Annotated in this window: 28 protein-coding genes; 16 read left to right on the forward strand and 12 right to left on the reverse strand. The window is 48.0% G+C overall.

The window, feature by feature from the left end; genetic code table 11:
• Nucleotides 1-2: 2 nt before the first annotated feature.
• Both BBB58_RS03440 and BBB58_RS03445 read left to right on the forward strand, forming a co-directional pair.
• Nucleotides 3-452, forward strand: coding sequence for an OsmC family protein (locus BBB58_RS03440; RefSeq protein ID WP_074035459.1), 450 nt, complete (start codon nt 3-5; stop codon nt 450-452).
• 62 nt (nt 453-514) lie between these two features.
• Nucleotides 515-958: a GNAT family N-acetyltransferase gene (locus tag BBB58_RS03445; protein WP_074035461.1), complete on the forward strand. Its 444-nt coding sequence runs from the start codon at nt 515-517 to the stop codon at nt 956-958.
• Here the strand turns inward: BBB58_RS03445 and BBB58_RS03450 are convergent.
• Complete coding sequence (locus BBB58_RS03450; RefSeq protein WP_074035462.1) at nt 955-1,401, reverse strand: DUF4385 domain-containing protein; 447 nt, start codon at nt 1,399-1,401, stop codon at nt 955-957. The genes BBB58_RS03445 and BBB58_RS03450 overlap by 4 nt on opposite strands.
• A 74-nt stretch (nt 1,402-1,475) precedes the next feature.
• Between BBB58_RS03450 and BBB58_RS03455 the strand changes: the two genes are divergently transcribed.
• The 7 genes from BBB58_RS03455 to rbsB all read left to right on the forward strand — a co-directional run bounded on the left by BBB58_RS03455 (nt 1,476) and on the right by rbsB (nt 7,772).
• A complete protein-coding gene (locus BBB58_RS03455; protein ID WP_074035463.1) occupies nt 1,476-2,018 on the forward strand; it encodes a GNAT family N-acetyltransferase in 543 nt (180 codons plus the stop codon).
• 107 nt (nt 2,019-2,125) lie between these two features.
• The gene (locus BBB58_RS03460) at nt 2,126-3,103 is read left to right on the forward strand and encodes a LacI family DNA-binding transcriptional regulator (protein ID WP_074035464.1); all 978 of its coding nucleotides are present in this window, start codon (nt 2,126-2,128) and stop codon (nt 3,101-3,103) included.
• Between the two features lie 3 nt (nt 3,104-3,106).
• On the forward strand, nt 3,107-3,991 hold the full coding sequence (gene rbsK, locus BBB58_RS03465; protein WP_074035466.1) for a ribokinase: 885 nt from the start codon (nt 3,107-3,109) through the stop codon (nt 3,989-3,991).
• The gene (gene rbsD, locus BBB58_RS03470) at nt 3,991-4,380 is read left to right on the forward strand and encodes a D-ribose pyranase (protein WP_012727563.1); all 390 of its coding nucleotides are present in this window, start codon (nt 3,991-3,993) and stop codon (nt 4,378-4,380) included. Before rbsK ends, rbsD begins: the two co-directional genes overlap by 1 nt.
• Before the next feature lie 11 nt (nt 4,381-4,391).
• On the forward strand, nt 4,392-5,870 hold the full coding sequence (locus tag BBB58_RS03475) for a sugar ABC transporter ATP-binding protein (protein ID WP_074035468.1): 1,479 nt from the start codon (nt 4,392-4,394) through the stop codon (nt 5,868-5,870).
• A gap of 1 nt (nt 5,871) precedes the next feature.
• A complete protein-coding gene (locus BBB58_RS03480; protein WP_084543025.1) occupies nt 5,872-6,837 on the forward strand; it encodes an ABC transporter permease subunit in 966 nt (321 codons plus the stop codon).
• A 59-nt stretch (nt 6,838-6,896) separates the two neighbouring features.
• The gene (rbsB, locus tag BBB58_RS03485) at nt 6,897-7,772 is read left to right on the forward strand and encodes a ribose ABC transporter substrate-binding protein RbsB (RefSeq protein WP_074035469.1); all 876 of its coding nucleotides are present in this window, start codon (nt 6,897-6,899) and stop codon (nt 7,770-7,772) included.
• 54 nt (nt 7,773-7,826) lie between these two features.
• Here the strand turns inward: rbsB and BBB58_RS03490 are convergent, their stop codons facing one another.
• From BBB58_RS03490 to kynU, 4 genes are all read right to left on the reverse strand, one after another.
• Complete coding sequence (locus BBB58_RS03490; protein ID WP_338082750.1) at nt 7,827-8,981, reverse strand: sugar phosphate nucleotidyltransferase; 1,155 nt, start codon at nt 8,979-8,981, stop codon at nt 7,827-7,829.
• A 273-nt stretch (nt 8,982-9,254) separates the two neighbouring features.
• The gene (gene kynB, locus BBB58_RS03495; protein ID WP_074035470.1) at nt 9,255-9,878 is read right to left on the reverse strand and encodes an arylformamidase; all 624 of its coding nucleotides are present in this window, start codon (nt 9,876-9,878) and stop codon (nt 9,255-9,257) included.
• A 15-nt stretch (nt 9,879-9,893) separates the two neighbouring features.
• Nucleotides 9,894-10,733: a tryptophan 2,3-dioxygenase gene (gene kynA / locus BBB58_RS03500; protein ID WP_074035472.1), complete on the reverse strand. Its 840-nt coding sequence runs from the start codon at nt 10,731-10,733 to the stop codon at nt 9,894-9,896.
• A gap of 13 nt (nt 10,734-10,746) precedes the next feature.
• Complete coding sequence (gene kynU / locus BBB58_RS03505) at nt 10,747-12,021, reverse strand: kynureninase (RefSeq protein ID WP_074035474.1); 1,275 nt, start codon at nt 12,019-12,021, stop codon at nt 10,747-10,749.
• Between the two features lie 166 nt (nt 12,022-12,187).
• Here kynU and BBB58_RS03510 point away from each other — a divergent pair, with 166 nt between their 5' ends.
• Both BBB58_RS03510 and BBB58_RS15125 read left to right on the forward strand, forming a co-directional pair.
• Nucleotides 12,188-13,036 (forward strand): Cof-type HAD-IIB family hydrolase, encoded by an 849-nt coding sequence (locus BBB58_RS03510; RefSeq protein ID WP_074035475.1) that lies wholly within the window; start codon nt 12,188-12,190, stop codon nt 13,034-13,036.
• Nucleotides 13,037-13,605: 569 nt separating this feature from the next.
• Nucleotides 13,606-13,770: a hypothetical protein gene (locus tag BBB58_RS15125; RefSeq protein WP_167365511.1), complete on the forward strand. Its 165-nt coding sequence runs from the start codon at nt 13,606-13,608 to the stop codon at nt 13,768-13,770.
• A 25-nt stretch (nt 13,771-13,795) separates the two neighbouring features.
• On the opposite strand, the gene abc-f is transcribed toward BBB58_RS15125, so the two are convergent.
• Nucleotides 13,796-15,640 carry a ribosomal protection-like ABC-F family protein gene (gene abc-f, locus BBB58_RS03515; RefSeq protein WP_084543027.1) on the reverse strand — a complete coding sequence of 615 codons (1,845 nt, stop codon included), beginning with the start codon at nt 15,638-15,640 and terminating at the stop codon, nt 13,796-13,798.
• A 328-nt stretch (nt 15,641-15,968) separates the two neighbouring features.
• Between abc-f and BBB58_RS03520 the strand changes: the two genes are divergently transcribed.
• A complete protein-coding gene (locus BBB58_RS03520; RefSeq protein ID WP_074035478.1) occupies nt 15,969-16,868 on the forward strand; it encodes a DMT family transporter in 900 nt (299 codons plus the stop codon).
• A 43-nt stretch (nt 16,869-16,911) separates the two neighbouring features.
• Here BBB58_RS03520 and BBB58_RS03525 read toward each other — a convergent pair whose 3' ends face one another.
• From BBB58_RS03525 to BBB58_RS03540, 4 genes are all read right to left on the reverse strand, one after another.
• Entirely contained in the window at nt 16,912-17,103 is a 192-nt protein-coding gene (locus tag BBB58_RS03525; RefSeq protein WP_074035480.1) for a hypothetical protein, read from the reverse strand.
• A gap of 13 nt (nt 17,104-17,116) precedes the next feature.
• Nucleotides 17,117-18,022: a Gfo/Idh/MocA family protein gene (locus tag BBB58_RS03530; RefSeq protein WP_074035481.1), complete on the reverse strand. Its 906-nt coding sequence runs from the start codon at nt 18,020-18,022 to the stop codon at nt 17,117-17,119.
• 63 nt (nt 18,023-18,085) lie between these two features.
• Complete coding sequence (locus tag BBB58_RS03535) at nt 18,086-18,808, reverse strand: anti-sigma factor (protein ID WP_031422001.1); 723 nt, start codon at nt 18,806-18,808, stop codon at nt 18,086-18,088.
• Nucleotides 18,805-19,365 carry an RNA polymerase sigma factor gene (locus BBB58_RS03540; RefSeq protein WP_074035482.1) on the reverse strand — a complete coding sequence of 187 codons (561 nt, stop codon included), beginning with the start codon at nt 19,363-19,365 and terminating at the stop codon, nt 18,805-18,807. Before BBB58_RS03540 ends, BBB58_RS03535 begins: the two co-directional genes overlap by 4 nt.
• A gap of 127 nt (nt 19,366-19,492) precedes the next feature.
• On the opposite strand from BBB58_RS03540, the gene BBB58_RS15040 reads away from it, so the two are divergent.
• Nucleotides 19,493-19,678: a hypothetical protein gene (locus BBB58_RS15040; RefSeq protein WP_143180216.1), complete on the forward strand. Its 186-nt coding sequence runs from the start codon at nt 19,493-19,495 to the stop codon at nt 19,676-19,678.
• 85 nt (nt 19,679-19,763) lie between these two features.
• Nucleotides 19,764-20,564: an HAD family hydrolase gene (locus tag BBB58_RS03550; RefSeq protein ID WP_074035484.1), complete on the forward strand. Its 801-nt coding sequence runs from the start codon at nt 19,764-19,766 to the stop codon at nt 20,562-20,564.
• On the opposite strand, the gene BBB58_RS03555 is transcribed toward BBB58_RS03550, so the two are convergent.
• Both BBB58_RS03555 and BBB58_RS03560 read right to left on the reverse strand, forming a co-directional pair.
• Complete coding sequence (locus BBB58_RS03555; RefSeq protein WP_074035485.1) at nt 20,510-20,815, reverse strand: RNA polymerase sigma factor; 306 nt, start codon at nt 20,813-20,815, stop codon at nt 20,510-20,512. The two genes, BBB58_RS03550 and BBB58_RS03555, sit on opposite strands and share 55 nt — an antisense overlap.
• Before the next feature lie 155 nt (nt 20,816-20,970).
• Entirely contained in the window at nt 20,971-21,186 is a 216-nt protein-coding gene (locus BBB58_RS03560; RefSeq protein ID WP_012727536.1) for a hypothetical protein, read from the reverse strand.
• A 121-nt stretch (nt 21,187-21,307) separates the two neighbouring features.
• Here BBB58_RS03560 and BBB58_RS03565 point away from each other — a divergent pair, with 121 nt between their 5' ends.
• Together BBB58_RS03565 and BBB58_RS03575 are read left to right on the forward strand one after the other, a co-directional pair.
• Complete coding sequence (locus BBB58_RS03565; RefSeq protein WP_074035487.1) at nt 21,308-21,541, forward strand: WYL domain-containing protein; 234 nt, start codon at nt 21,308-21,310, stop codon at nt 21,539-21,541.
• Between the two features lie 348 nt (nt 21,542-21,889).
• Complete coding sequence (locus tag BBB58_RS03575) at nt 21,890-23,347, forward strand: UDP-N-acetylmuramoyl-L-alanyl-D-glutamate--2,6-diaminopimelate ligase (RefSeq protein WP_074035489.1); 1,458 nt, start codon at nt 21,890-21,892, stop codon at nt 23,345-23,347.
• The last annotated feature ends 20 nt before the right edge of the window (nt 23,348-23,367 follow it).

Below are 23,367 nucleotides of genomic sequence, written 5' to 3' on the forward strand. Positions count from 1 at the left end.
ACATGTCAGAAAGACCATTAGTAACGATGCGCGCCGAAGGAGAAGCCGGAGGCGTTAAGACGACTGTGCGTGTAGGCGATCACACCCCATTTATCGTGGATGAGCCAGAACGACTCGGTGGGACGAACAAGGGACCGAATCCACTCGAGTATCTTCTCGGTGCCCAGTCGTCCTGTACGACCATCATGATTGCCTATGCCGCCCAGGATTTGAACTTTGAGTATGAAGGGGTCGAGTTTGTAACAGAAGGGACGCTCGATCCTCGAGGATTCCAAGGGATGGAAGGTGTCCGAACTTACTTTGAGTCGACACATATGAAAATCGTATTGGATACGACCGAATCGGATGAGCGAATCGAAGCATTAAGGAAGGCTGTCGAGGCACGTTGTCCAATTCATAATCTCATGCATGCAGCAGACGTAGCGATGACGGCAGAATGGACTCGAAAATAAGGATGAGGGCAACCTCATCTTTTTTACATAGAAATCGTGAAAAGAGTACGGAGGGAAGACGAATGCATCACCGACCGATGACGCGTGAATGGGCATGTCAAATTCAAGAATGGACCTATGAAGCTCCTTATGACTTCTATAATCAATCGCCTTCTGAAGAGGGAATCGCCGAGTTGATGACGTATCAGGTGATTGTAGAGGAGCATGAGCTGATTGGATTTTATTGCATCGGTTCCCCGGCTCAAGTGCCCAATTCGACATATCCGTATTGTTTAGAATTTACGGATATCGGGTTGGGGATGCGACCCGATATGACGGGGAAAGGACATGGCCGATTGTTTGTGACGTACGTCATGGAGAGAGCGATGGAACGGGGCAAACCGCTTCGCTTGACCGTCGCCGCTTTTAACGAACGAGCGATTCATCTATACGATACGGTCGGATTTCGCACCATCACATCATTCGAGCGGAATGGTACCCCGTTTAAAGTGATGGTGCGCGATTAACCATATTGTTTTTGATGTGCCTTTTTACGTCGTAAATAATCCTCATCGGCACGAAGTTGATCCCAATACGTTTTGAAGATGCGAGCAGACTCTGCCTTCTCTTCGTCGATTTCGCGCTCATGGAGGTCACCGTCTTCTTTATATTTACGACCGCCTTTATAATTGGCATAGCGTCGGGCCCGCGTGTAGCCCATTTGGATGAACTTTCGGGCCATGTCCATCCCGACGAAATCGTCATTCGCGCGATACGCTTCAAACAATTCCATAATTTCTTCAGCAGATTGCTTCGCAATCTCGGGCGTCTTGAATCGCCAATGTGGCAAAATCTCACTTTTATACGGTTCGACGAGTAGTACGCCTTGTTCGCCACGCCCGACCCGATACAATTCGGGTTGTTGTCGGAAGTCGATTTCATCGAAGTTTAAGTCATAATCAAATGGCATGTTCATTCCTCCTCGCCTAACGTTTCCCATTAGGTCGGTGGAGAAAACAACTTGAAGGAAAAGGACGGGTTGATATGATCACTCTAGAGACAGAACGATTGATTTTACGGGCATTTACGTTAAAAGACGCAGAAGATATGTATCATTATGCAAAAGATGAACGAGTCGGACCGATGGCTGGTTGGGCACCCCATGAATCGATTGAAGAAACAAGGGACGTCATTCAACTGTTTATCGAGGAAGCAGATGTATGGGCCATCGTCTTGAAAGAGACTGGGCAAGTAATCGGTAGCATCGGGTTACACGACCGAAGACCAGACCCTTCGATTCAACATGAGGCACAGCGTGAGATTGGTTATGTGCTCAGTCCAGACAATTGGGGGAATGGTTACGCGCCGGAAGCCGTTCAGGCGATGATTCGATTTGGGTTCGAAGCGTTAGGGTTAGAGCGGATTTGGTGCGGCTACTTCAGCTTCAATGACCAATCGCGACGCGTCGTTGAAAAGTCTGGATTCACTTATGCGTTTACAAAACAACAGGAATTGACCCGGCTCGATGGACGAACGGTAGAATGTCTCGTCTATGTTCAACTAAATCCTACGTTCTCTACACATTGAAGCACGATTTCAATGTGTTTTTTCATGAAATCTTAAAAATCTCTTGATATGTAACCGGTTACACATTAAGATGGTTTTGTAAGCGTTTCCAGAACGGAGGATGTCAAATGGCGACCATCAAACAAGTAGCAAAACATGCGAACGTCTCAGTGGCGACCGTATCACGCGTTATGAATAAAAGCGGATATGTGAGCGAAGAGGCGAAAGAAGCGGTCGAAAAGGCGATTGCGGAACTGAATTACGCGCCGAACCGAGTTGCTCGTTCGCTCTATAAAAAATCGTCGAATTTGATTGGACTTATCATGCCAGATATCACGAACCCGTTCTTTCCACAGCTGGCTCGGGCGATTGAGGATGTCGCCAATCAACATGGGTATCAAGTCGTCTTATGTAACACGGATGAACAACTTAAAAAAGAACAGACGTATTTAGTCGCCTTGCAAACGATGCACGTCGATGGCCTGATTATTACAACAAATCATTCGCACAATCCGAATTATGAGACGTTGGATTTACCGATGGTCGCACTAGACCGAATCGTAAAAGCGGGGATCGACGCCGTTGTATCAGATGGATATGAGGGTGGAAAGTTGGCGGCCGACACGCTGTTACAACGTGGTGCGACACGACTGGCACACATTGCCGGACCGGATCATCTCAAAACGGTCAAACGCCGAACCGAAGGATTTGTCGAAGTAGCGGGAGAGAAGCTCGTCGGGATGACCGAGTCCACGTTCACGTTCAAAGACGCCTTGAAAGCGTCCCAAGAGCTGTTCGACCATGCTTGGCCATTCGATGGCATTTTCGCAGCGAACGATGTGATTGCAGCCGCCGTATTACAGGAAGCAGTCCGTCGAGACATTCGTGTCCCAGAAGAGCTACAGGTCATCGGATATGACGGGATCGAATTAGGCGAGATGACGTCTCCGCCGCTGACGACCATCGTCCAGCCTATCTATGAGATGGGGCGAGTGGCGACAGAACGATTGCTCGATTTGATTGAGAAAAAAGACACGCGACCGAAAGAGATGTTATTACCGGTCACGTTACTTGAAAGACACACGACAAAGCGGAAGGAGAGATAAAGAATGAAACGCATTGTTGTCATTGGCAGTATATCGATGGATCTTGTCGTCACATCCGACAAACGGCCACAAGCCGGAGAAACGGTCATCGGTGAGTCGTTCCGCACCGTTCCAGGGGGAAAAGGTGCGAACCAAGCGGTCGCTGCCTCCAAATTAGGCGGCACTGTTCAGATGGTCGGTTGCGTGGGAAGTGATCCGTTCGGTCAACAGGTTGTTGAAAACTTCAAACGACACGATGTCGATGTCACGCATGTTCAGATCATACCGGAGGAAGTGACGGGTACGGCCCATATCGTAGTAGCAGAAGGGGATAATTCGATTGTCGTCGTCCAATCGGCGAACAAACGAGTCGTTTTCACGGATGAGGAGCTCGAACATTTTCTCGACGAGCAGGCGTTCGTGCTCCTGCAACTCGAAATTCCAATCGAGACGGTAAAACAAGTGACCGCTTACTGTAAAGAGAAAGGGATTCCGGTGCTACTCAATCCGGCACCGTCTCAACCGCTTCCACCAGAAGTGATTGAGGACGTCACGTATTTAACGCCGAACGAACATGAATGCCGTGACTTATTCAACGGAATGTCCGTAGATGATGTTCTCAAACGTTATCCGAACAAGTTACTCGTCACGGAAGGCGTCCATGGCGTTCGATTCCATGACGGACGAGACGTCCGTCATGTGCCAGCCATCCGAGCAAACGTCGTCGACACAACGGGAGCAGGTGACACGTTCAACGGTGCACTTGCTGTCTCCCTCATCGAACAAGACGATTTGGAGACGGCCGTACGGTTTGCCGTAGTCGCATCCGGCATGAGTGTCGAAGGCTTCGGTGCACAAGGTGGTATGCCGACACGACAAGATGTACAACAACGATTGGAGCGCGTGTGATGAAAAAACAAGGAATTTTGAATAGTCATTTAGCAAAAATCTTTGCCGACCTCGGGCATACGGATCGCGTCGTCATCGCCGATTGTGGGCTACCGATTCCAGACGGGGTCAAGCGGGTCGATCTTAGTCTCCGCATCGGAGAACCTTCCTTTCTTGAGGTGCTCGATGTCGTCGAATCAGATTTGGTCGTAGAGCGCATCACGATTGCTGAGGAAATCCTCACACACAACTCGACGATTGCGGATTCACTGAAAGAACGGTACACGAGCATCGACATGTGTTCGCATGAAGACTTCAAACGGGAGGTCGCAAAAGCGAAAGTGGTCATTCGAACTGGGGAAGCGACACCTTACGCAAACGTCATCTTACATGCCGGGGTCATTTTTTAAGGGGGGATTCGATGCATATTCAGTTGAAAGGCATCCATAAGTCGTTCGGGCCAGTCTCCGTCTTAAAAGGAGTCGATTTCGAACTGTTGCCTGGAGAGATTCATGCCCTTATGGGCGAGAACGGGGCCGGGAAGTCGACATTGATGAAGGTGATGACCGGTCTGTATGCACAGGATGAAGGCGAGATTCTCATCGACGGCGCGAAACGTCAATTCAAGCACCCAAAAGAAGCGGAGCAAGAAGGCATCGCCTTCATCCATCAGGAGCTCAATATCTTACCGGAGATGACGGTGACAGAAAATCTGTTTTTAGGTCGAGAACTGACGGGACCGTTCGGGATGGTCAAACAGCAGGAAATGACCAGACGTGCCCGAGAATACTTGGCTGAATTGAACGTGTTCATGGATGTCGATGAAGTGGCGCGCAATTTGTCGGTCGGTCAGCAACAGATGATTGAGATTGCCAAGGCGCTCATGACGGATGCGAAGGTCATCGTCATGGATGAACCGACGGCCGCCTTGACGGATCGTGAAATCCAGGCACTCTTCGCAGTGTCACGGGCCTTACGTGATCAAGGTGTGTCCATCATCTATATCTCACACCGAATGGAAGAAATTTTTGACTTATGTGTTCGGATCACGGTACTTCGGGATGGACAATCCATTTCGACTCGCATGATTCAAGACACCTCATTTGAGGAAACGGTGCGCGATATGGTCGGTCGTGAGATTGGAGAACGCTATCCGACGCGTACCGCTACACTTGGGGACGTCGTGATCGAGGTGGATGATTTAATAGGTAACCGGTTCCACAACGTATCGTTCAACGTTCGTGCCGGAGAAATCGTTGGGTTTTCTGGATTGATGGGAGCGGGGCGTACCGAGGTGATGCGTGCGCTATTCGGAGCAGACACCCACAAAGGGGGAGTCATTAAACTGAATGGGAAACCGATTCGAATCAAGACCCCAGCCGACGCCATCGAGCACGGTATCGCGTTTTTGACAGAGGACCGAAAAGGAGAGGGCTTACTCCTCGATTTCTCGCTAAGAGAAAACCTGTCGCTCCCGACACTTGATAAACGAGCAAAAGGATCGGTCATCTCGAAGCAACAGGAGGAGACGTTCGCCGAGACAAAAAAACAAAAATTGCGGGTCAAACATCATTCGATGGAAAAAAAAGTGAAGTCGCTGTCTGGTGGGAATCAACAGAAGGTTGTGCTCGGTAAATGGTTAGGTGTCGAACCGGACGTCTTGATTTTGGATGAACCAACCCGAGGCGTCGACGTCGGTGCTAAGAAAGAGATTTACAATATCATGAGTGATCTCGCGGAATCAGGTGTCGCCATCATCATGGTCTCTTCTGATTTACCGGAAGTGCTTGGGATGAGTGATCGGATCGTCGTCATGCGGGAAGGTGTCGTAACCGGAACGCTCACGAAAGAAGAGGCGACAAAAAAAAAAGTAATGACGTATGCGACAGGAGGGCAATGATATGGAATTGAAAGCAACAACTTCGCTGAAGCGCCCGGGTCGACTCGGATGGGGACAAAAATTAGGACCGCTGTTCGGTCTACTCGTCATCGTCGTCGTCGTGACGGCGCTCGAACCAGGATTTTTATCATTAAATAATATCTTTAACGTACTCCGCCAAGTGTCGATCAATGCCTTGATTGCCTTCGGGATGACGTTTGTCATCTTGACAGGGGGCATCGATTTATCGATCGGTTCGATTTTGGCGCTCGCTTCTGCACTGGTGGCAGGCATGATGGTGGACGGTCAACATGCGGTTATGGCCGTTGCACTCGGCTTGATTGCAGGTGCCGTTCTCGGAGCGTTCAACGGGGCGGTCATCACGTACGGAAAAGTGGCACCGTTCATCGCGACATTGGCTACGATGACCATTTATCGGGGATTGACGCTCGTCTATACGGACGGAAGACCGATTACAGGTCTCGGGAATTCCGGTTGGTTTGAGATGCTCGGACGTGGTTATTTCTGGATCATTCCGGTGCCGGCATTGACGATGCTACTCGCATTCGGTGTCCTTTACTTCATCTTGAAGAAGACGACATTTGGTCGTCATACGTATGCGATTGGTGGGAATGAAGAAGCGGCTAAATTGATGGGGATTGGCGTCAATAAAGTCAAAATCATGATTTATTCGCTATCCGGTATGCTTGCGGCACTCGCTGGCATCATCTTGACGTCACGTCTCAATTCCGCACAACCTACAGCAGGAACGTCGTATGAACTCGATGCCATCGCAGCGGTCGTTCTCGGGGGAACGAGTCTTGCGGGTGGTCGCGGCTGGATTGTCGGGACGTTGATTGGGGCGTTGATCATCGGAACATTAAATAACGGATTGAACCTTCTTGGCGTATCATCATTCTTCCAACTCGTCGTAAAAGGTGCAGTTATATTGTTTGCAGTATTGCTTGATCGTCGACAAAACGCGTAACACGCGAAAGGGGAAAACGGAAAAAAAAAAAATGGACAGCTTGGCTACTCGCACTGACAATGGTACTGATGGCAGCTTGCTCGACTGAACAACCGGGGTCATCGTCTGAAACGGAAACGAAAGATGGCGATTATGAAATCGGCTTATCGATCTCAACATTGAATAACCCGTTCTTCGTCGCACTGAAAGAAGGCGCAGAAGAACAGGCGAACGAAATGGATGCGACGTTGACGGTAGCGGATGCGCAAAACGACGCGGCGAAGCAAGTGAATGACGTCGAAGATATGATTCAAAAGGGGATGGATTTGATTCTCATCAACCCGACAGATTCAGAAGCAGTCGGCGCGGCGGTACAAGCAGCGAACGATGCAGGCATTCCCGTCATCACGGTAGACCGTAACGCTGAAACAGGGGACGTCGTCGCCCACGTGGCATCAGATAACGTCGCAGGTGGACAGTTGGCGGGTGACTACATGGTCGAACTCGTAGGCGAAGGGCAAAAAGTCGTCGAGCTCGAGGGGATTCCAGGAGCGTCTGCGACACGTGACCGCGGACAAGGATTCAACGAAGCGATCGATGGGAAATTGGAAGTCGTGGCAAAACAATCGGCAAACTTTGACCGTGCAGAAGGATTGACGGTCATGGAGAACATCTTACAGGACAATAAAGACATCGTCGCTGTATTCGCACATAACGATGAGATGGCACTCGGGGCCGTTCAAGCACTCGAAGCGGCTGGAATGAGTGACGTGAAGGTCATCGGATTCGATGCGACAGACGATGCCGTCAAAGCGGTCGAAGGTGGGACGATGGCAGCAACGGTTGCCCAAAAACCAGCTGAGATTGGGAAGTTGGGTGTAGAAGCGGCAATCAACCACCTGAAAGGTGAAACAGTAGAGGAAAACATTCCGGTCGAACTCGAATTAATCAAATAAGTAAGAAGAAACCTCACGATGCCTTGATTTCGGGTAGAGCTCGTGAGGTCATTTTTATTTATATGGGGAAATGAGAAATTGTGTATCGTTGTTCATATATTTTAAAGAGTACTGCACTTCTATTAAAATGACGGTTTCGCTTGCTTTTAACATATGTGCTTTTCCGCGTTGAATTGAGATGGCATTGGTCGGTCTTACCTCAAATGATTCTCCATCAATCGTCACGATTGCTGTGCCTTGGAGAATCGTCCAAATTGTATCGGTCTCTTCATGATAATGGTAACTGAGTTCTTTCCCTGCTTGAACGAGCATGCGACGTGTCACACTGTGATGCCCATCGGCGAGTGTCTCATGATGGATGACTTCCGACTGCCCCCATCGCTTCCATTTGAATTTTGGATAGTCGTCGGATGAGGCGAGATAATCTTTCAGCTGCGGGGTCGCCTCTTTCTTCGAGACGAGAATTCCATCCGCGTTGACGGCGACGACAAGGTCTTCTAGCCCAATCCCAATCAAAGGAAGGTTCAATTCATTGATCACATGCGTGTTCGTCGATTCGAACAGTTCGACTTGACCGTGAGTTGTGGACGTCATTTCTTCAGTCAATGTGTTCCATGTTCCTAAGTCTTTCCAATCGCCATCGTAGCGGTGAACGAATACCGACTCTGCATGTTCGACAACGGCATAGTCAAACGAAGTCTTTTCTAATTCGTCATAGCGTGAAGTGAGGTCTGAATAAGTTGTCGGTAAGTTTCGTTCTGCTAGTTCATCAAGTAACAGATGTAACTTGCAAGCAAAGATTCCACAGTTCCAAAGGGCACCTTGTCCAATCAACTGTTCTGCTACATCGACGGTCGGTTTTTCCTGAAATATTCGAACCGAGGACATTTGGGCCGTCTCGTCTGGAACGATATATCCGTATTTTGATGTCGGATGAAGGGGTGTGACCCCAATTAGATGCAAAGCATCATCGTTCGCTTGGACTGCTTCATCGACTTGAGGGAAATATTCAAAGAAGCGGAGGTCGACGTAAGCATCGACCGGCATCACAAGTACCGTTTCATCCAGAGGCACATGTTGCTCGTTTAAATAGCTTGCCCCGAGAACGATAGCGGGAAATGTATCACGACGAGTTGGTTCGGAAATGATATTAGTATCTGTACCAACTTGATGAATGACACAATCTTTTTGTTTTACATTTGTGATAATGAAAGCGTTAGTGTCTAAATCTTGTGTTTTTAGTTGATTTTAAACTCTTTCAAGCATTGATTGTTTCGTTCCACCTCTGCTAGGCAATAAACGAATGAATTGTTTGGCATTCGAATTGTTCGAAAGTGGCCATAGTCTTTTTCCATCACCGTCAGATAATAATAGAATCTTCATCGAATGTCCTCTCTTCAAATAGAGTTTCTCATCTATTTCGCCAAACGTCGGACTATCCCTGTCTAATCAAAAAAGAGACAGCCGATTCCGGCTATCTCTTTACAATATAGGGCGAAGCAATGCGCGAACGGGACTTCCATCCCCTTCGACGATTGGGAGAGGGACGGCATTTAAATCGTAATCTCCCGGTAAGATATTGTCTAAAACGAGTCCTTCTAGGATATGCACACTATTTCGTGCTAACGCGTGATGGCCGCTCATCTCTTTACTGTCAATCGCATCAACGGACGGTAAGTCGAGTCCGATCAAGAAGATTCCAAGTTCCCCGAGACGATCGGCAAGAGCGGGTGTCAGTTCAGGGATCGTCTCGGGGAAGACGCTCTTATCGGGCCAACCATCCGTTTTTAAGATGAGGCGTTCCACCCCAGTCAAATCATGACCATCCAAATCAGATGCTTCAATCTTTGCCTTATGCGGTAGATGAATCACACGGGCTGGTCCGATATATACAGACGGATCGAGGTCGATCACGCGCTTCCCATGGTCGTCAAAATGAAACGGTGCATCGATGTGGGTCCCGAGATGTAAACTCAATGTCATCTTCCCGACATTGACCGAACCACTCTCTGCCATCGGCCACGCGATTTCATACGAAAATTTTGTATCTCCCGGCCATGTCGCAACATCGGCATGAAGTGGCTGTGATACATCAATCCAAGTCATTGCATTCAGCTCCTCTTATAGTGATGTCCGGACCGTCCACAGTTCTGGGAAGAAGCGATGGTCGAGCACGCGACGTAAATAGTTCACGCCAGACGAACCACCTGTCCCCATCTTCTGTCCGATAATGCGTTCCACGGTGCTCATATGGTTAAAGCGCCACATCTGTTGCTGGCTACCGATATCGAGTAGCTTTTCACCGAGCTCATATAAGTCCCAATACGTGTCGACGTCTCGATAGACCTCGACCCACGCTTTTTCAACACTCTCGTTCCATTCCCAGTCCTGAGTGACATCACGTTCGAGTACACTCGCATCAATCGGAAGACCGCGGCGATGCATTTCGCGGACGGTCACATCGTAAATACTAGGAGCTTGTAGCGAGCCTTCGAGCAATGGATACAGTTTTTTATCGTGCGCGTAAACACTGAGCGTCCGTGCGTTTTTGAAGCCGAGCGCGAATTCGATTTGTCGGTTCTGGTAAGATTGAAAACCAGATGAAGAGCCGAGTTGATCTCGGAACTCTAAATACTCGGCCGGCGTCAACGTCGCGAGAACGCCCCATGACTGGATGAGTTGTTGCTGAATCTTCGAAACGCGAGCGAGCATCTTGAACGAACGTTCGAGTTCGCCGTTCGTGATGGCCGTCGTGGCTGCTGTCAATTCATGCAAAATGAGTTTCATCCACAACTCGCTCGTCTGGTGGATGATGATGAACAGCATCTCATCATGATGGTCAGAAAGGCGATGTTGACTTGATAAAATCGGGTCGAGCTGGAGATAGTCCCCGTACGACATGTCTTTTGAGAAATCTGTTTGAATCGATTTTTCTTTTTTTTGTTCTGTGCGTTCACTCATGACAGTTCCTCCCTTATGCGACCACTTCGCGGACGTTCTCGAACGCCTCATATTCTTTGTCGTCCATGATTTTCTTCAACGTCACGATCACATCATACACGTCGGTAAACGTGTTATATAGTGCGACCGGCGCGAGACGGATGATATTCGGTGCGCGGAAGTCAGGGATGATGTGATGTTTCTTCAACGCTTTACAGATGCGTGCCGCTTCAGGATGCTCGAGGCTCAAATGAGCGCCGCGCTGTCGTGTGTCAGTCGGGCTACCGATGAAGAATCCGTGAGGTGCGAGCATCTCTTCGATCAAATCCATCATATACGTCGTGAGCGCGAGTGATTTTTGACGAATCGCTTCCATCCCGACCTCGTTGAACATCTCAAGCGCACCAAGTTGAGGAGCGAGGCTCATAACGTGTGGTGTTCCGATTTGGAACGCACCGGCATGTTCGGCTGGTGTCATCGTATGGTCCATATCGAATTGCTTATCTTTGCGCGAACCGAACCAACCGGCGAGTCCAGGTGTCGTGCCGAAGTGACGTTCATGAACAAATAAGCCCCCGACCGTTCCTGGACCCCCGTTCAAATGTTTATAGTTGCACCAGTATGCGAAGTCGACACCCCAGTCGTGGAAGTCATGAGGAATGGCGCCGACGGAGTGACAGGCATCGAAGCCAATCAAAATTCCACGCTCGTGTGCCGCCTTCGTTAGACGAGGCATATCTAAAATCTGACCACTCCGATAGAGGACGGTCGGCAATACGATCAGGGCAATCTCGTCGGTCATCGCGGCAATCAAGTCGTCTTCTACCAAGAAGCGCCCATCCGGACTGTCGACTTGAACGAGGTGCTCAGAAGGGTCGAGTCCACGCAATTCGAGCTGGCTCTTTAAAGCGTAAATGTCAGACGGGAACGTGAGGGCGTCTGCCAAAATCTTCGTGCGTTTGCCTTCTGGTTTGAAGAACGATGCGACGAGTTGATGCAAGTTCACGGTCGTCGAACCAGTGACCATCACTTCTTCCGGCTTTCCACCGATGAGCGGCGCGTTCAGTGCGGCCAACTCTTCGGACAAGTTGAACCAAGGATGGCGACCTGACATCCAGCCGTCGATCCCGAGCTCTCTCCAGTCCGCAAGTGATTCAAGGAGTGTGCGCTCGGCTCGTTTCGATAAGAGACCGAGTGAATTCCCATCCATATAAATCCCGTGTTCCGGTAAATAAAATTCTTCCCGATACGATGCGAGCGGGTCTTGTTTGTCTAGTTGTTGTGCGTAAGCACGTGTGAAATCGTTCATCTCCCCATATTCCCCCTTTAAAGCTTGTACGTTGTCAAAATCGTAGCAATCGGACATAAGGAAGTCAACAAACAACGAGGGCAGGTAGACATCATACACATTGGTATTCCCTTCATCGTGTTTTACGCAGTTGAATCGGGAAAAGAACTAAGGAGGAGGGAACGATATGAAATTGATTGCGATTGATTTAGACGGGACGCTGTTATCGCGCACGGGCGTGATAACAAAGGCAAACCAGGAGGCGATTCGTCGTCGGCAAGAACAGGGTGATATCGTCACGATTTGTTCAGGACGTTCGATTCATGATATCGAGGAGCTGTTGAAGCGAAGTGACCTCGTCTGTCCGATTTTGTCAGGTAACGGAGCAATCGGGTTCTATGAGAACGAGCGAATTTACTATCATGCGATGGATCAGACAATCGTAGATGAACTGTGGGAAATCGCTGATGCGGACGATGCGTACGTTGAATTTTATACGAATGCGGGAGTGAAGGTTCTCCGTTCAGGAAGCGATTTACTGAAGCGGGAACTCGATGAGGTGTTGCCACACGATCAATCGTTCACTCGCGAGTGGGCGGAACGTGAGATTGAAATTCAAAATGAGCAATTCGGTCTGACGTATATGGATTCGATGGCAGACATCGACTTTGCACGAGATGAAGTGTACAAAGTATTTGTTTATTCGTTCGATCGCCAAAAGCTACACCGGTTGCGTAAAATCTATGAACCGCGGAACGATATTTTGATTACGACAGCAGGGTGGACGAAAATTGAAATCGGACATCCTCATGCGAGTAAAGGTGCAGCATTGAAACAGCTAGCTGAGCATTATCAGATTCCGATGCGTGATGTCGTCGCCATCGGAGACAATCTGAATGATGTGTCGATGTTCGAAGTGGCAGAAACAAGGATTGCGATGGGGAATGCTGTGGATCCGTTAAAAGATTTGAGCACGCATATTACAAAGGATGTAGAAGAGGACGGGGTCGCTTATGCGCTGACGCATTATGTATGAATTGGATTATGGAGAAGTCGTGAACGAGGATTGAATCTCACTTAAAACGGATATTGTATACATGTAACCATTCACTTTCTGAAATGAGTCGGGGAACGGGGAGGCACTTTCGTCACCTGTCGCTTATGGATGAAAGGGATGGGCAAAGTCCATATGAACGTGAATCGTGCATTCCAAACGATGATACGTCGGCCTCTGCTTGCCATCGGAGCAAGTATACCAGACAGACTGTTTGTATACGGAATTCCACATGATCCGCGTCAGAAGTGGACATCATAGGTGCCAAGTCCTCTCGTGCCCATTCGATCAAAATGTCTATGAGTCACCTATTCGATTTCATGTTTTCGAATGAAAAACAATTGGTGAACCAATGGACGATGAACGGATTGGAATGATGCGTCACGTTGGCTTGGACATCTCTAGTCGAACCAAATCATGGATGGGACGGTCAATCGAGCGAGGGCTTGGTTGGATGAAAGTCCGGGGACTAGAGAATCAAGAAAAGCGCCGAGTGAGGGCGCTTTTCTTGTGGTATCCTATTGAGTGAATGCAACCGATGGAGGGATCATATGCCAAAGCTATATTGGTTCGGAACGTTCCTTAGTGGAGTGATTCTTTTGACAACGGGAACGATGGAAGGTCTTTACCGCATACTCCCAATTGGGTTGATGGCTATCGCGGTCATCGGCTATTTCATACAGATTCGATTCGAGCAAAAGAAGCGGCGCCCTTGATTGGGTGCCGCTTCTCTATATTAGGTTATAAAGATTCGAGCAAACGTGTCATCACGTCATCGATTTCTTCTTGCAATGCATCAACTTGTCGTTGTAACGCCATCAATTCATCAAGGTCATCCAATTCATTCATCCGTTGGAGCAGTGCCCGATGTTCTGTCTCTAATTGGGTTAGGTGAGTTTCCTCATCAACCGTAGATGGAGCAGGTTTCGTCTGCTTCAGCGATTTTGATTGTTTGATGTGTTCCGTTTTAGGTTCATCTTTCGATTCCTGTCCACGTTTGTCGAGGGCATAGGCGACGTTACCTTCGAAACGTGTCATCGTCCCGTCGAGCCAATACGTGATAGGGAACAGCTTATTCAAGAAGTAGCGGTCATGGGAAACCGTAACGACCGTTCCAGGGAAATGTTCGAGTGCCTCTTCAAGTGCCTCTCTCGATTCGATATCCAAATGGTTCGTCGGCTCATCTAGGACAAGGACATTGATTTCTTCATGGACGAGGATGGCAAGCATGAGTCGCATCTTCTCCCCGCCGCTCAAATTCGTGACCGGTTTAAACACACTCGCGCCGTAAAACAGAAATTGAGCGAGAAGGTGTCTCGCTTTGCCTTCATCGACTGCGATCCGGTCCCGAAACGCCTCGATTAAGCGATGAGATTCGTCGAATGTGATGTGTTGCGATAGATAGCCGATTTTGGCTTGGTCGGCTCGCCTTACGGTTCCGGCTTGCGGGATAACTTCACCGAGCAATATTTTCAAAAGCGAAGACTTTCCACTCCCGTTCGGTCCGACGATGGCGACGCGTTCCCCGTGACCTGTGTAGAAGTGCACGTCTTCAAATAGAGGACGATCATACGTGAGTGTCACGTCACTCACTTCGAAGACGTCGCGCCCGGTTCGCCCGTTCGTCGTGAACTGGATATTCGGTTGCTCGGCTTCGAGTTGTGGTCGCTTGATTCGTTCAATTCGTTCGAGAGCCTTTTCCATCGATTTGGCGCGACGATAGAACTTTTCATTCGGCGGATTTCCCTCGTTGGCCCATTGCCGCAACTGCCGGATCGTTTCCTTCATTTTTTTGATTTTCTTCTGTTGCTCCGTGTAAGCGTGAAACTGGTCAAGCAACTGTTTTTCTTTTTGTTCTTCGAAGTCCGTATAATTCCCAGGATAACTCGTCAATTCTCCATCCTCGCACTCGACGATTCGCGTGGCGACCGCATCTAAAAAGACCCGGTCATGGGAGACGATGAGGAGCGCTGAAGCATAATCCTGTAAATAGGATTCGAGCCATGTCATCGCTTCTAAATCTAGATGGTTCGTCGGTTCATCTAAAATGAGTAGCTCTGGTTCCTGAAGAAGCGCCAACGCGAGACCGATTTTTGTACGCTCTTCACCGCTTAGCGTATCAAACGGTTGGTCCACGAATGAGGTTAATTTGAGTCCATCGATCATTGCGCTGATTTTTGACTCGTAGACATATCCACCCGCATGTTCGAATTGTTCTTGAATGGCACCGTATGATTCGAGAAGGCGTTCGAGCTGTTCGGACGTCGCCATCTCTTGCTCGAGGGAAGACATTTTTTCACTCAGGCGAGTCACTTCCTCAAAAGCAGCATAGAGGACCTCACGACCACTGCGTCCAGGGTAGTCAGGAAGCTGCACCAAATAGCCGATAGAGAGTCGTTGTCGGCGGTAAATCGTACCGGCGTCATGCTCTTCAGAGCCGACAAGGATTCGTAACAGCGTCGTTTTGCCACTACCGTTTCGGCCGACAAGACCGACTCGTTCGTTTTCGTTCATGAATAAATTCGCATCTGTGAGAACGGCGTGCCCGCCGTATTGTTTTTGAATGTGTTGAAGATCGATCAACATAATAGGTTCCTCCTAAGGTTAGGGCCTATCAAAAAAACCGAGCGCAAAGAAGCGCTCGGTTTAGAAAGAGAGAGGCGCTTTGTCGTATATTCAGCAATGTCTAAAAAAGGACAGACGGGTCCCTTGATTAAGCGACATCGTGAAAAATCGCACGCAAAATGTACAAATGTTCAGTTGTCCAATGCGTACGTCCGACAAATTTCACCTTTCTCCCTCCTTTCATTCAATCTATATCTTGATTGTAAGCGTTTTTCATCTACTTTACAATGAAAATAGAGGGAATCGAAGCGAAGGCGTCGTATATAGTCGCCATTGAGGAGGCGAGAAAATGAGGAAAGAATGGCTAGGAGCACTCAGTTTGACCCTTGCGGCGAGTATATGGGGAGGAATGTATGTGGTCAGTAAATATGCACTCGCATATATTGAACCGTTCACGTTCGTCTGGTTACGATACGCTGTTGCATTTATGGTCTTATTCGTCGTTTGGTTTCGGTTTGGACGAGAATCGATTCGAAGGGCAGATTGGAAATGGATCGGACTTGTCGGTGTCATCGGATACGTTGCCTCGATTTCGTTTCAATTTATCGGAACGAAGCTATCGGATGCACATACCGGGTCCCTTGTGACCGCAGCGACGCCAGCTTTCATGGTGTTATTTGCCCGAATCCTATTGAAGGAACGACTGACTCCTGTCAAGATTGGAGCACTTGGATTGGCAACGGTCGGTGTTCTCATCGTGGTTGGTTGGGAAGGGGAAGGGACGTATCGAGTAGGCAGTTTCATACTTGTTCTAGCTGCCGTGACGTGGGCGCTCATGTCGATTTATGTAAAAATCGGCACACAGACGTTGTCGACCTTGACGCTCACGACATTTGCGATTGGAGTCGCCTGGTTATTGATGACGCCTTTGATGAGTATAGAGGTCATGCAAGCAGGTTGGCCAAAGTTAAATGGCGTCCTTTGGCTTAGTGTTCTCTATATCGGTGTCGTATCGACGGCAGGAGCGTTTTTCTTCTGGAACAAAGGACTCGAGTTAATGGATGCGAGTGTCGGGTCACTCTTTTTCTTCTTTCAACCCTTGGTTGGCGGGACGCTCGGGTGGCTCGTTTTGAACGAAACGCTCCATCTTAACTTCTTTATCGGTGCCGGTTGTATCATGACGGCTGTGACGTGGTCGACGCTCGCGGAACGAAGAGAACAACTGCCGATTTCAAATCGTCATCTGTAATGGCAAAGCGGTCGCCCTCATTTTGGAGGGTGACCGCTTTTGATTAAAATCCATGATGGTCGAGTTTGTCTTGTTCGCGCTTCATCTCGAGTTCAAGCCGTTGGATCGCGAGTTTCTCTTCTTCGATCTTCAATCGTCGTTCTTCGACACGTGCTTCTCTCGTTTTGATAATCGTATTGGCACCGACTGACGAGACGACAATCACCATAACCATGATGTAGAAAAAGAAATCCATATATAGCCCTCCTTCACTTGATTAGATTTGTGACAAATCGTTGTGTCTCAAGGGCAACACGACCGTCTGTTGAAATCGCTGTATCATCGATGAGTGCGGAAATGAAGTGGTCAATCGCGCCCTGGAAACCACGTTGCGTGAGTGTCGTGTCCCACGACCCGAACGTTTCGACCTCATGCCGACCTTGCTTGAAACGATGCAGCGTGACCATCTCTTCGACAGACAATCGTTCGCCATCCCGGACGATCGAGACGTGCTCATGGTTCACTCCTGCTGAACGGTGCATCGATGTCGTGTGCATTCCGTGCTCATCTTGCCACACGTGGCGGGCGAATCGAAGCTCATGCTTGTCATTGACTTCGACGTGACCCGAGACGAGTGTTAGCTTATTACCAGCGAGGAAACGTAGCGTATCAATGACATGTAAGTAATCATCGAGTAAGGTGAAGGTCGCATCCTTAGGGCCGACGTCATTCTCGCGATGTTTTACCACATCAATCATGTGAGCAGAGGACTCGTTTTGTAGACGCATATACATCGGAGCGAAACGTCGATTGAACCCGACCATCAATTTACGCCCAAGACGTTCGGCTTGAATGACGAGCTGCTCCGCTTCCTCGATTGTTGCGGCGAGGGGCTTATCAACATAAACATCGACGCCGTGTTCTAATAAATACGATACGATGTCATAATGAGTTTCCGTTGAACTATGTACGAACGCTGCATCGATGGATGAGGCGAGTTCATTCAACGTGTCGAAAGAGGTCATTCGATACGTTTGGCAAATCATGTCTCGCTTAGATGTGTTCGGGGAAAAGGCACCGACTACCTCGATTCGGGGATGAATCGAAAGGATGGGTAAATACGCTTTTTGAGCGATATTTCCAAGTCCGACAATACCGATTTTTGTTTTTTGCATCCCTTTCACTCCTTTGGTTCAAAAAAACAAAAAACCGGACAGCGGATGTGTCCGGTTCAGGAATTAAAGACTAGCACTTAAGACGATTTCACCTTGTGGCGTTTCATTGCCACGATTCGGTTCTTTTGTGACGGCGACGGTATCCCAGTCGACGTCGACTTCATCTGAGTCGAGCGTGTAGATAACCGTCCCGTTCCCTTTGTCGTCGGTGACAAAAGCGCCGGTCGGAATCGGGGCACCATCTTTTAATAGCCATACTTGATATACCTCATTGGCATCGAGTGAGGCTAGACCATTCGTTTGGACGATCAGTTGTGTCGCACCGTCCTGCTCTGCAAGGTAAGCGGTTCCTTCCGATTCGCCGTCGAGTGGAATCGTTTCGGTTAACGCGATGGCAGGGGCATCAGGCTGATTGGTAAGCAAATATCCATTCCCGATCAAGGAGAGGAGGAGTGCCGCTGCTAAAGCGACCGTTCCCCAGACCGGTACGTTCCGTTTCTTCTTCTGTTTGAACGGTGTCACCGGTGGAACTGATGCAGAAGTGTCGGTTGTTATGACGGGTTCATTGTCTTCTTCTTCGAATACACGATCGAGGACACGCGCTTTCATGCCTCGGGGTGGCTCAGTCGGAGTAGACAAGAACGCGACGCCACCGACAAGAGCTTCAAGTTGTTCGAGCTCTTCTTGACAGTCTTTACACGTTGCCAGATGTTGTTCAAATTTCATTCGTTCTTCTTCCGTTAAATGTTGGTTGAAGTAGTCAATCAATTGGTCGCATGCGTTCATTGTTCTACCTCCTTTCCGATGAATTCATGGGATAACTGTTTCCTCAGTTGCCTTAGCGCCAGTCGAATCCTTCCTTTTACCGTTCCGAGCGGGATGCCGCATGCATCAGCAATTTTTTGCTGGCTCTTTCCTTGAAAATACATGAGTCGAACGACCTGCTGTTGTTCGGCTGGTAATGTGGCCATGGCTGTCTCGATTTGGGCGCGCTCTTCTTGCCACTCGACTTCTTTCTCGACGGACGGTGAGTCGGAAGGGATGGCCTCAGCGTAAGATTCATCTAATTGTAAATCCGGTTTACGCTTCCGAATTAAATCAATGGCCACATGACGGCTCATTGTGAAGAGCCAAGAACGAAATTTTCCTTTTGACTCATCGTAAACGCCTCCGCCACGCCAAAGCTTGATGAATACTTCTTGCATGGCTTCTTCGGCCAAATCACGATCTTTTGTCAGTTGTAGGACAAATGCGTATAAAATGCGTTCGTATCGATCATACAATATTTCGAGCGCTTCTTTGTCCTTTTGCCTGACACGCTCATATAACTCTAAGTCAGTCATAACATACTCCTTTGCGCAGAAGGGATGTCCCTTGTATTGATCTAACGTATAAAATAAAAAAACGGATGCCTATTTTGTGTGACTATTTATTGAACATGTCACTGCTTGATCCGGAAGCTTCGAATAGATGAATAATCTTAATTTCTCTGAAAGCTGGTACGTGATGAAGCTTAGTCCAATCGCCGTCATCAGCATCAAGCCAATCGCAGTTAAGGGAGAGCTCATCGTCGTCCATAAGAAGTATGTGCGAATGCCAAAAAGAAAAGCAAAAAAAAAAAAAAATCCGGTAATCAAGCTACTCATTTGGCAATAAGCTCGAGAAATTCGTGAAATCATAAGATGCCTCCTTTGTTTCATTGTACTATAGGAGGAAGAGAAAACGATAAGGAGACGATATCATGAAGCGATTTACGAATGAGGGACACATCCTCATATGTTTTGATTTTGATGAGACCTACTTTCCTCATGCATGTACACCGGAACAATTGGCATCCGTTCGTCGGCTCGAAGATTTTTTGGAACAATATTCCCATCGATTGTCAACGATGTGGGTGACAGGTAGTTCACTCAAATCGCTACGTGAAAAAGTTGAACAGGCAAACCTTCGCTTTTGGCCTCACCGTATCGCTTCAAGTTTAGGTACGGAATTGTATCATATTGACGTAGACGGAACGTTTTCTTTAGAAGAATCCTATCAAGCGCTATTCCCGAATGATTTTATATCTCGTGTGGAACGTGTTGCGTCACAGTTTGAACAGATGCGGATTGAACTAGAAGCGCAACCGGGTTTTGGGACGAGTCCTTGGATCCGTAGCTATTACATCCGTGACCAAATCGGATCTTGGAGCGAAACGCTTCGCATGCTAGCTGATAAAGAAGGTATTGCTGTCAACATCAGCCAATGCAATCCGCAAGCGGGTGATCCGATGGATGCATGGGATATTGATTTTTATCCAATCCATGCCGGAAAAGAATCCAGTGTTCGATATGTATGCACCACTGTTTCCTTCTTACGCAAAGAAACATATGCGTTCGGCGACAGTGGGAATGACCTTGGGATGTTAGCGCATGTAGGAAAAGGCTATTTAGTGAGCAATGCGACCGAACAGGCAAAACAGATGTATCCGGAGATGACAACAAAACCTTATGCAGAAGGGATTTTAGAAGTATTGGAATCTGATTTGTCCTCTTTCATATAGTGCATGATTTCCTCTAATGAACGGATGAGGGTCGCACGAATCGTTTCGGAATGTGGATTGAAGTGAAGACGTTGTTGCCAAATCCGACAAAATAAATCGGTCAAGGCCGCCTCTGCAGTTGCAGGATGGTCATTCAGATGAAGCGCATATCGATAAAGTAGTTTTTCATAGCGTGAGTATAAATGTTCTAAGGCTTGGCGATTTTTAAGACGAATTTGATCGACCAGGCGTTCATCGAGTGTAGGAAGCATATGCAACTCCTTTCGTATGGAATGAAGGTTTCAACGATAAAAGAATCAGGAACTTTACTCAGATAAAGCATTCTCTCTGTTCTTTCACTCATTTGCTCCCATTTAAACCAAGGAATATGAAGAATTGCGGTCGAATATGCATGCCCCTCAACGATTCAAAAAGTGTGATAACAATTCGGACAAGTTTGTGCGTCTCCCGGCGCGCGTTTGAATGATGTTTTACACTTCGGACAAGTGACGGTTTCACTCTGTTGATTGAACAAACTGCCACGATTGAATAAAATGTTGCGAAGGTTTGGTAACGCGAGCGCAGCGAAAATCATTGCCCCGAATAAAAAGGCAGCCAAGATCAGTAATAATACATAAGTCATCGGTTTTTTCTTTTTTCTTTTGATTTCCTTCATCATAATCGAAATTTGAATCAGCGAACAGCTTATCAATAGAAATAGGAACAAATGTTCTGTATAATGAAAATAAAGGAGGGAAAACAGGATGAGAGAAGAATTGTTACGATGGATGCGTTCGGGACAAGTCACAGAAATGGTGTATGTCGATCGACATGGGACATTTTCAGAGCGGCGGGTCAAACTGATTAAAGTGCAAGGAGAGTACGTGGTGGCATGGGATTTGAATAAACAAGCGAGACGAACGTTTCGAATCGAGCAAGTTCTTGCCTGTCTTCCCATCAACGGACGATTTAGAAAGCGAAAGGCGGAGATTGGATGATTGCCTTACCAACGTTAGCAGCGCCAGCTAAAAGGGCACTAGTCGCTAAAGGAATCGAGTCTCTGCATGAATTGTGTCCCTATACACGCCGTGAGGTTGCGAGTTGGCATGGAATCGGACCGAATGCCCTTTTTGTTTTTTTTGCGGAGCTACTAAAATACAATTTAGCATTCAAAATGGAGGAACCTAGTACGTGAGTGCAACGTCTAGGTTTTTTTTGTTAAGTTATTGCTTTTCTTTGAAAACGGGAAGTAATATATTTGTCATCTCAATTGCCGTTAAAATCTAGTAACATGACGATAAGGTTTTATGAACCTAGCGACACCCATGAGAAAGGACGTACACAGCATGAGAACGAAACGTTTATCCGCCATTTTACAAAATGAGATGGATGACATTTTTGATCCATGGGTGACCGGAGTCGAAACCGATTCCAGGAAGGTCAGTTCAGGGAATGTCTTTATTTGCATTCGCGGTTATACGGTTGACGGTCATAAGTTCGCGGAGGACGCCGTCGCCAACGGTGCGAGTGCGGTCATCTCAGAATATCCACTCGATCTCGATGTTCCGAATGTGGTTGTTGCCGATACGAAACAGACGGCAGGAGAGGTTGCGAGTGTATTTTATGATCACCCCTCTCATCGGATGCGTATATACGGTGTGACAGGAACGAATGGAAAAACTACGACGGCGACATTGACTTATGATTTGTTGCGTCTTTCAGGACGTCGTGTCGGAATCGTTAGTACGATTGGCGCGCGTTTTCATAATCAAACGGTTGAGACTGCCAATACGACACCAGAAGCCGTCGTCTTACATCGCATCTTAGCAGAGATGGTCGATGCAGGCGTCACGGATTGCGTACTCGAGGTATCATCGCATGCCTTAATGGAAGGTCGCGTAGCGGGAATACACTTTCATGCTGCTGCGTTTACGAATTTGACGCATGATCATTTAGACTATCATCGTTCGATGGATGAGTATGCCCGGGCCAAAGCGCGATTGTTTGAACAGGTGGAAGTGACGAATGGTGAGGCGATTGTGTTAAATGCGGAAGATCCGGCTAGTCATGTCATGGCTGAGTTTGCGCCGACACGTCAAGCCATTATGTATAGTACAAAAGAGGACATCGAGGCCGACATCCAAGTGATTTGGCGTGAAGAAACGGTACTCGTCAGGATGAAGGAGTTCAAGCTCGAAGTGCCCGTCCGATTCATGGGGGCGTTCAACGCAGCGAACTTAGCGGCGGCCATCGGACTTGTGTCGACTTCGGATATGGCGCTACGGACCATCGTTTCAAATGTTCCAGGACTCACCTTGCCAAAAGGGCGGTTGGAACGTTTAGCTACAGAGGATGCCGAGATATATATCGACTATGCTCATACACCAGACGGGCTAGAGAAATGTTTGTCTACATTGCAACAAGACGACCGTGCACTTGTCGTCGTGTTAAGTGCGGCAGGAGACCGAGATCCCACGAAACGTCAAGATATGGGACGAATCGCAAGCCGCTATTCAAACGAGGTGATTGTCACCGTACATGATGTCCGCATGGAAGACCCGAAACAAATCATTCGTGACTTAGTAAAAGGAATCCAACCGGATGTGAAGTATGTGACGTTTGAAGCAAGGGAAGAAGCCCTGCGCCATGCGGCCACGCAAGCGTTAGAAGGAAAGCGTGTCGTGGTCGTTGGGAAAGGACATGACCACATCGAACGGATTGGTCGCCAGTCGATTCCATTCAATGAATCGAACATTTTATTAGAAGAATTGAAAAAGCGAAAAGGGCAGGAACCTGCCGTTTAACAAAACGATGACGTTTGTCA

The sequence above is a fragment of the Exiguobacterium profundum genome (genome assembly GCF_001909285.1).
Taxonomy (GTDB): domain Bacteria; phylum Bacillota; class Bacilli; order Exiguobacteriales; family Exiguobacteriaceae; genus Exiguobacterium; species Exiguobacterium profundum.

Coding starts and splice junctions, on each gene's coding strand:
- BBB58_RS03525 (WP_074035480.1), bottom strand. CDS start 17,103: ATGGATTTCTTTTTCTACATCATGGTTATGGTGATTGTCGTCTCGTCA.
- kynU (WP_074035474.1), bottom strand. CDS start 12,021: ATGAACGATTTCACACGTGCTTACGCACAACAACTAGACAAACAAGAC.
- BBB58_RS03520 (WP_074035478.1), top strand. CDS start 15,969: ATGAGGAAAGAATGGCTAGGAGCACTCAGTTTGACCCTTGCGGCGAGT.
- BBB58_RS03550 (WP_074035484.1), top strand. CDS start 19,764: ATGAAGCGATTTACGAATGAGGGACACATCCTCATATGTTTTGATTTT.
- rbsK (WP_074035466.1), top strand. CDS start 3,107: ATGAAACGCATTGTTGTCATTGGCAGTATATCGATGGATCTTGTCGTC.
- BBB58_RS03530 (WP_074035481.1), bottom strand. CDS start 18,022: ATGCAAAAAACAAAAATCGGTATTGTCGGACTTGGAAATATCGCTCAA.
- BBB58_RS03535 (WP_031422001.1), bottom strand. CDS start 18,808: ATGAACGCATGCGACCAATTGATTGACTACTTCAACCAACATTTAACG.
- rbsB (WP_074035469.1), top strand. CDS start 6,897: ATGGTACTGATGGCAGCTTGCTCGACTGAACAACCGGGGTCATCGTCT.
- BBB58_RS03475 (WP_074035468.1), top strand. CDS start 4,392: ATGCATATTCAGTTGAAAGGCATCCATAAGTCGTTCGGGCCAGTCTCC.
- BBB58_RS03560 (WP_012727536.1), bottom strand. CDS start 21,186: ATGACTTATGTATTATTACTGATCTTGGCTGCCTTTTTATTCGGGGCA.
- BBB58_RS15040 (WP_143180216.1), top strand. CDS start 19,493: ATGAATAATCTTAATTTCTCTGAAAGCTGGTACGTGATGAAGCTTAGT.
- rbsD (WP_012727563.1), top strand. CDS start 3,991: ATGAAAAAACAAGGAATTTTGAATAGTCATTTAGCAAAAATCTTTGCC.
- BBB58_RS03575 (WP_074035489.1), top strand. CDS start 21,890: ATGAGAACGAAACGTTTATCCGCCATTTTACAAAATGAGATGGATGAC.
- kynA (WP_074035472.1), bottom strand. CDS start 10,733: ATGAGTGAACGCACAGAACAAAAAAAAGAAAAATCGATTCAAACAGAT.
- BBB58_RS03540 (WP_074035482.1), bottom strand. CDS start 19,365: ATGACTGACTTAGAGTTATATGAGCGTGTCAGGCAAAAGGACAAAGAA.
- abc-f (WP_084543027.1), bottom strand. CDS start 15,640: ATGTTGATCGATCTTCAACACATTCAAAAACAATACGGCGGGCACGCC.
- BBB58_RS15125 (WP_167365511.1), top strand. CDS start 13,606: ATGCCAAAGCTATATTGGTTCGGAACGTTCCTTAGTGGAGTGATTCTT.
- BBB58_RS03555 (WP_074035485.1), bottom strand. CDS start 20,815: ATGCTTCCTACACTCGATGAACGCCTGGTCGATCAAATTCGTCTTAAA.
- kynB (WP_074035470.1), bottom strand. CDS start 9,878: ATGACTTGGATTGATGTATCACAGCCACTTCATGCCGATGTTGCGACA.
- BBB58_RS03445 (WP_074035461.1), top strand. CDS start 515: ATGCATCACCGACCGATGACGCGTGAATGGGCATGTCAAATTCAAGAA.
- BBB58_RS03565 (WP_074035487.1), top strand. CDS start 21,308: ATGAGAGAAGAATTGTTACGATGGATGCGTTCGGGACAAGTCACAGAA.
- BBB58_RS03450 (WP_074035462.1), bottom strand. CDS start 1,401: ATGCCATTTGATTATGACTTAAACTTCGATGAAATCGACTTCCGACAA.
- BBB58_RS03510 (WP_074035475.1), top strand. CDS start 12,188: ATGAAATTGATTGCGATTGATTTAGACGGGACGCTGTTATCGCGCACG.
- BBB58_RS03440 (WP_074035459.1), top strand. CDS start 3: ATGTCAGAAAGACCATTAGTAACGATGCGCGCCGAAGGAGAAGCCGGA.
- BBB58_RS03455 (WP_074035463.1), top strand. CDS start 1,476: ATGATCACTCTAGAGACAGAACGATTGATTTTACGGGCATTTACGTTA.
- BBB58_RS03460 (WP_074035464.1), top strand. CDS start 2,126: ATGGCGACCATCAAACAAGTAGCAAAACATGCGAACGTCTCAGTGGCG.
- BBB58_RS03480 (WP_084543025.1), top strand. CDS start 5,872: ATGGAATTGAAAGCAACAACTTCGCTGAAGCGCCCGGGTCGACTCGGA.